The sequence below is a fragment of the Nonomuraea sp. NPDC049784 genome (genome assembly GCF_040659615.1).
Lineage (GTDB): Bacteria > Actinomycetota > Actinomycetes > Streptosporangiales > Streptosporangiaceae > Nonomuraea.
This window is the reverse complement of the sequence record NZ_JBFAMX010000651.1, coordinates 1-5589: the sequence shown is the minus strand read 5'-3', so window position 1 is coordinate 5589 and position 5589 is coordinate 1. Positions and strand designations below refer to the sequence as shown.

7 protein-coding genes are annotated in these 5589 nt (G+C 68.8%); 2 read left to right on the top strand and 5 right to left on the bottom strand.

Annotated elements, in window-relative coordinates; all coding sequences use genetic code 11:
- Positions 1-385, bottom strand: a 385-nt coding sequence (locus AB0J09_RS54725) for a nucleoside deaminase (RefSeq protein ID WP_360710221.1), incomplete at its 3' end; no start/stop codon positions are given.
- Between the two features lie 12 nt (positions 386-397).
- Positions 398-688, bottom strand: a complete 291-nt coding sequence (locus AB0J09_RS54720; RefSeq protein ID WP_360710219.1) for an MFS transporter — start codon at positions 686-688, stop codon at positions 398-400.
- Positions 689-811: 123 nt separating this feature from the next.
- Here AB0J09_RS54720 and AB0J09_RS54715 point away from each other — a divergent pair, with 123 nt between their 5' ends.
- Positions 812-2593 (top strand): ABC transporter ATP-binding protein, encoded by a 1782-nt coding sequence (locus AB0J09_RS54715; RefSeq protein WP_360710217.1) that lies wholly within the window; start codon positions 812-814, stop codon positions 2591-2593.
- On the top strand, positions 2590-4422 hold the full coding sequence (locus AB0J09_RS54710) for an ABC transporter ATP-binding protein (protein WP_360710216.1): 1833 nt from the start codon (positions 2590-2592) through the stop codon (positions 4420-4422). The genes AB0J09_RS54715 and AB0J09_RS54710 overlap by 4 nt, the downstream gene beginning before the upstream one ends.
- Before the next feature lie 2 nt (positions 4423-4424).
- Here the strand turns inward: AB0J09_RS54710 and AB0J09_RS54705 are convergent, their stop codons facing one another.
- The 3 genes from AB0J09_RS54705 to AB0J09_RS54695 form a co-directional block, all read right to left on the bottom strand.
- Complete coding sequence (locus AB0J09_RS54705; RefSeq protein WP_360710214.1) at positions 4425-4847, bottom strand: hypothetical protein; 423 nt, start codon at positions 4845-4847, stop codon at positions 4425-4427.
- A 112-nt stretch (positions 4848-4959) separates the two neighbouring features.
- A complete protein-coding gene (locus tag AB0J09_RS54700; protein WP_360710212.1) occupies positions 4960-5289 on the bottom strand; it encodes a hypothetical protein in 330 nt (109 codons plus the stop codon).
- Positions 5290-5338: 49 nt separating this feature from the next.
- On the bottom strand, positions 5339-5589 hold a 251-nt coding region (locus AB0J09_RS54695; protein ID WP_360710210.1), incomplete at its 5' end, for a DUF202 domain-containing protein.

The window sequence follows — 5589 nt, the reverse complement described above, 5'->3', positions numbered from 1 at the left end:
GGATCGGGAGCGTGCGTACGGGCGGCTGCGGGACGCCGAGCTCCGACAGCCACGAGGCGAGCTGCTCCGACGACGACACGTACACGATGCGGCCCAGCCCCACCCAGGCGTGGGCGGCGGCGCACATCGGGCAGTGCTCGCCGGAGGTGTAGACGGTGGCGGCCGCCCGCTCGGCAGGCGTCAGGTGCGCCGCCGACCAGCGGGCCAGGGCGAACTCCGGGTGCTGGGTGTTGTCACCGGAGGCCACCCGGTTGTGGTCCTCGGCCAGGACGACGCCGTCGCCCGAGACCAGCACCGAGCCGAACGGCTCGTCGCCCACCTCCAGCGCCCGGGTGGCCAGTTCGACACAGCGCCGCAGGTGCGGCATTTCCGATTCCGCGATCACGAGGACCCCATCCTAGAGCCGGCGAAGGTGAGCACGGCCGCGCAACAGGCCGAGCAACTCGACCAGGAGGCCGCCGAGCAGCGGCCCGGCGGGCAGCGCCAGGCTGCCGATCGCGGCCCACGCCCCGATGGCCCGGGCCTGCTGTTCGCGATCAGCGTAAAGGCGGGTGATCACGGCCAGCGTGCCCGGCAGGAGGAGGGCGGCGCCCATGCCCTGCGCCACGCGGGCCGCCGCGAGCGGCCCGATTCCGGGCGAGAGCGCGCAGGCCGCCGAGGCCAGGACGAAGAAGATTCCCGCGCACATCACGATAAAGGTAACGGTCCTCCGAAAATTCATGATTTCTCGCTGTTTCCGCATGTCACGGACAGGAAACCTCTCGCGGAGGCTACTGAAAATCGGTTGATCCCACGTATTAGCCTAGAAGGGATGCCTCCCGATACGCACATACCTCGCCGTCCCCTGCTCTCCTCCAACTCTCTGTGGCGGATGAAGTCCTACCTCCGCCCGTACGCTGTCAGGCTGATCTTCATCTGGCTGGCAGCCGTCGTCGGCATCGCAGCCGGCATCTCCATGCCCCTCGTCAGCGAGAAGGTCATCGATGGCCCCATCCTCCATGGCGATCACGGAGCGTTACTCCCTCTGGGGCTCCTGGCACTCGGCGTGGGTGCCGTCGAAGCGTTCCTGATCTTCTTCAGGCGCTGGACGCAGATCACGCCCGTGCTCGGGCTCGAGACCCGCATCCGAGACGACCTCTACGAACACCTGCAGCGCCTGCCGATGGGATTCCACGGCGACTGGCAGTCCGGCCAGTTGCTGTCGCGGGCCACGACCGACCTGTCCACCATCCGCCGCTTCCTCGGCTTCGGCATGCTCTTCCTGGTCATGAACGTGCTCCAGCTGATCACGGTGACCGTGCTGCTGCTGAACAAGTACTGGCCGCTGGGCCTGCTCGTCGCGGCCTCCGCCGTGCCGATCGTGTGGGTCTCCCTCCGCTTCGAGAAGCGCTACATCAAGGTCTCCCGCCAGGTCCAGGACGAGCAGGGCGACCTCGCCACGCTCGTCGAGGAGTCGGCCATCGGCATCCGGACGATCAAGGCGTTCGGCCGCCGCCACCACGTCTACGACACCTACGACGACGCCGCGCTCAAGGTCTACGGCACCTCGATGGACAAGGTGCGCCTGTCGGCGAAGTTCTTCGCCTTCCTCGAGGTGATCCCCAACATCACGCTCGCCCTGGTGCTCCTGCTCGGCGCGCTGGCCGTCGGGTCCGGGGAGCTCACGCTGGGCGGACTGGTCGCGTTCACGACTCTGATGCTGCAGCTGGTCTGGCCCATCGCGAGCCTCGGCTACATCCTGGCCATGGCCCAGGAGGCCATGACCTCCGCCGACCGGGTCATGGAGGTCATGGACACCGTACCGTCCATCGAGGGCGGCTCCGAGTCCATCGACAGGCCGCGCGGCCACCTGCGCTTCGAGGGCGTCGGGTTCCACTTCCCCGGCTCCGACCAGCCGGTGCTGCGCGACGTCTGGCTGGACGTGCGCCCCGGTGAGACGGTCGCCATCGTGGGCGCGACCGGCTCGGGCAAGACCACGATGACCGCGCTGGTGCCCCGGCTGATCGACCCGACCGAGGGGCGCGTCACGATCGACGGTCACGACGTGCGCGACCTGACCCTGCCCGCCCTGCGCTCGGTGGTGGCCACCGCGTTCGAGGAGCCCACGCTGTTCTCGATGAGCGTGCGGGAGAACCTCACCCTCGGCCGGCTCGACGCCACCGAGGAGGAGCTGGCCTCGGCCATCCAGACCGCGCAGGCGATGTTCGTGTACGACCTGCCGTGGGGCCTCGACACCCGCATCGGCGAGCAGGGCCTGTCGCTCTCCGGCGGCCAGCGGCAGCGGCTCGCCCTGGCCAGGGCCGTGCTGAGCAAGCCGCGGATCCTCGTGCTCGACGACACCTTGTCCGCGCTCGACGTCGAGACCGAGGCACTGGTGGAGGAGGCGCTGCGCCACGTGCTGCGCGACGCCACCGGCATCGTGGTGGCCCATCGGGCCTCCACCGTGCTGCTCGCCGACAAGGTGGCGCTGCTGCGCGACGGCACCATCACGCACGTCGGCCACCACAATGAACTGCTCACCGAGGTGCCCGAATACCGGGAGCTGCTGGCTCAGGACGCCGACTTCGACCCCACGGAAGGAGCGCTGCGTTGACCGCCACCACGACGACGACCTGGCGCGGCGTCGCCTCCGAGGATCAGGACGAGCTGCCGGAGAAGGTCTCCGTCCTACTGCGGGACCGTTCCCGGAGGTTGCTGGGCGACCTGCTCACGCCGTACCGGAAGCAGATCGCGCTGCTGACGGCGATCATCATCGTCTCCAACCTGGCGGGACTCGCGATCCCCTACCTGGTCAAGGTGGGCATCGACGCGGGCATCCCGCCGATGATGCGCGGCAGCGGTCCTGCCACGCTGCTGACCGTGGTCGGGGTCATCCTGGCCGCCGCGGTGACGCAGGCGCTGACCAGGCAGGCGTTCCTGCGGCTGTCGGGGAGGATCGGCCAGAGCATCCTGCTGGAGCTGCGCAGGAGGGTGTTCGACCACTTCCAGCGGCTGTCGCTGAGCTTCCACGAGAAGTACACCTCTGGCCGGGTCATCTCCCGGCTCACCTCCGACATCGAGGCCATCGCCGAGCTGCTCCAGTCGGGGTTCGACGGGCTGGTGACGGCGGTGCTGACGATGTTCGGCACGGCGGCGCTGCTGCTGGTGCTGGACGTCCACCTCGGCCTGGTGGCGCTGATCCCGCTGCCGCTGCTGCTGCTGTTCACCAAGTGGTTCAGGCGGCAGTCGGCGATCGTGTACCGGCGCACCCGGGAGACGGTGGCCCTGGTGATCGTGCACTTCGTGGAGTCGATGACCGGCATCCGCGCGGTGCAGGCCTTCCGCAGGGAGCCGCGTAACCAGGAGATCTTCGAACAGCTCAACGACGACTACCGCGACGCGAACGCCCGCAGCATGCAGCTCATCGCGGTCTTCATGCCCGGGATCAAGCTGATCGGCAACATGACGGTCGGCGGCGTGCTGATCTACGGCGGCTACCTGGCCTTCAACCAGGAGGTCACGGTCGGCGTGCTGGCCGCGTTCCTGCTGTACCTGCGGCAGTTCTACGAGCCGATGCAGGAGATCAGCCAGTTCTACAACACGCTCCAGTCCGCGGGCGCGGCGCTGGAGAAGTTGTCGGGCGTGCTGGAGGAGGAGCCCTCCGTGCCGGAGCCGCGCAAGCCCGCGGCGCTGCCGCAGGGCAGGGCGCGGGGCAAGGTGCGCTTCGAGGGCGTCAGGTTCGCCTACGTCGAGGAGATGCCGATCCTGCCCCGTCTCGACCTCACGATCCCGGGCGGGCAGAGCGTGGCGCTGGTCGGGGCGACGGGCGCGGGCAAGACGACGCTGGCCAAGCTGATCTCCCGCTTCTACGACCCCACCGACGGCCGCGTGCTGCTCGACGGCGTCGATCTGCGCACGCTGGACGAGCCGACACTACGCCAGGCCGTGGTCATGGTGACGCAGGAGAACTTCCTGTTCAGCGGTACGGTCGCCGACAACATCAGGTTCGGCCGGCCCGACGCCAGTGACCGGGAGGTACGCGAGGCGGCCAAGGCGATCGGCGCGCACGACTTCATCTCGGGCCTGCCGGACGGCTACGACACCGAGGTGGGCAAGCGCGGCGGCCGCATGTCGGCCGGGCAGCGCCAGCTCGTCGCCTTCGCCAGGGCGTTCCTCGCCGATCCGGCCGTGCTGATCCTGGACGAGGCCACCTCCAGCCTCGACGTGCCGAGCGAGCGGCTGGTGCAGCGCGCGCTGCGGACCATTCTGGCCGACCGGACCGCGCTGATCATCGCGCACCGGCTCTCGACGGTGGAGATCGCCGACCGGGTGCTGGTGATGGACCGGGGCGAGATCGTCGAGGACGGCCCGCCGGACCGGCTCATCGCCGCCTCGGGCCGGTTCGCCGGGCTGCACCAGGCATGGCTGGAGAGCCTCAGCTAGCCCTAGTGGTGGTGTGCCACGGCCACGGTGTTCGCGTACAGCTCGTAGCCGACGAACATCGCCAGCGGCACCCCGAGTGCGACTAAAAGCCTGCCGGGCAGGTTCGTCCGCGGCGCGGACATCCTGCCCGGCTGCCCCGCTGCCGGTGCGAAGACCGGCGCGGGCTCCGGCGCGGGATCGGGCACCAGCTCGGGATGCCGTGCTAAATACCCCGAGGGGAAGGAGGTTACGTGGTACGCGCCGCAGTGCGGGCAGCACGTGCCCGACCAGGGCGGCTGCACAGACACTCCTGAGCTGAGCCAGATCTCGACCTCGTTGCCGTGGACGTCGGTGAGGTGTCTGACGACGAAATCCTCTTCCCAGACGTACAGGCAACGAAGGCATTCGAAAGGCCACTTCTCGCGGGCCTCGAACCCGTCTGGCATCAGGACCACCCCCGGCTTCCGGATCGCCGTTCGCCCCTGAGTGTCCGCCGGGTCCGCCACCTCCGCAAGACGGGCTTTGTGACACTTGGCGTTATGGAATGCTCACCAGGTGTCAGGTTATACGTTCGTAAAACAGTGGATACTTGACCGGGCTGCGCAGCTTCGACTCGTCGGGTTTCGGGGGGTTGGCCGGCGGGATCAGCTCCGGATGGTGTGAGAGATAGCCCTCCGGGAACGTCGTGGCCTGCTGGCTCCCGCAACGGGGGCAGATGACGGCGCCCGGCGACGGCGGTAGCACGGGCAGCCCGCCGCGCAGCCAGATCTGACATTCGTTTCCGTGACCATCAACGGCGTGCCTGACGACGTATTCCTCTTCCCAGACGTGCCAGCAACCGCGGCACTCGAAAGGCACGTTCCTGCGTTCCTCTTCCAACGAGGTCACCCCCTCACCTTTGAGTGTGTGCCCCCTCCTCCGGATCTCGCAACCTGGGTCACCGAACCACGAACACAAAGGTCAAAGCGCCCGCCACCACGCTCATCGTGCCGAGCCAGGCGAAGAACACGTCGAGCCCGGGGTTCAGGGGGCTGCCGCCGTGCAGGGCCTCCTGCACGCGGCGCCACCGTACCCCCGTCCTGATGAGCAGCACGCTGCCGCAGAGCGCGGCCAGCGCGAAGGCCGCGACGGCGGGCATGGGCAGGCCCTGCCTCAGCGACAGCCCGGCCGCGCCGAGGCCGCCGGTGC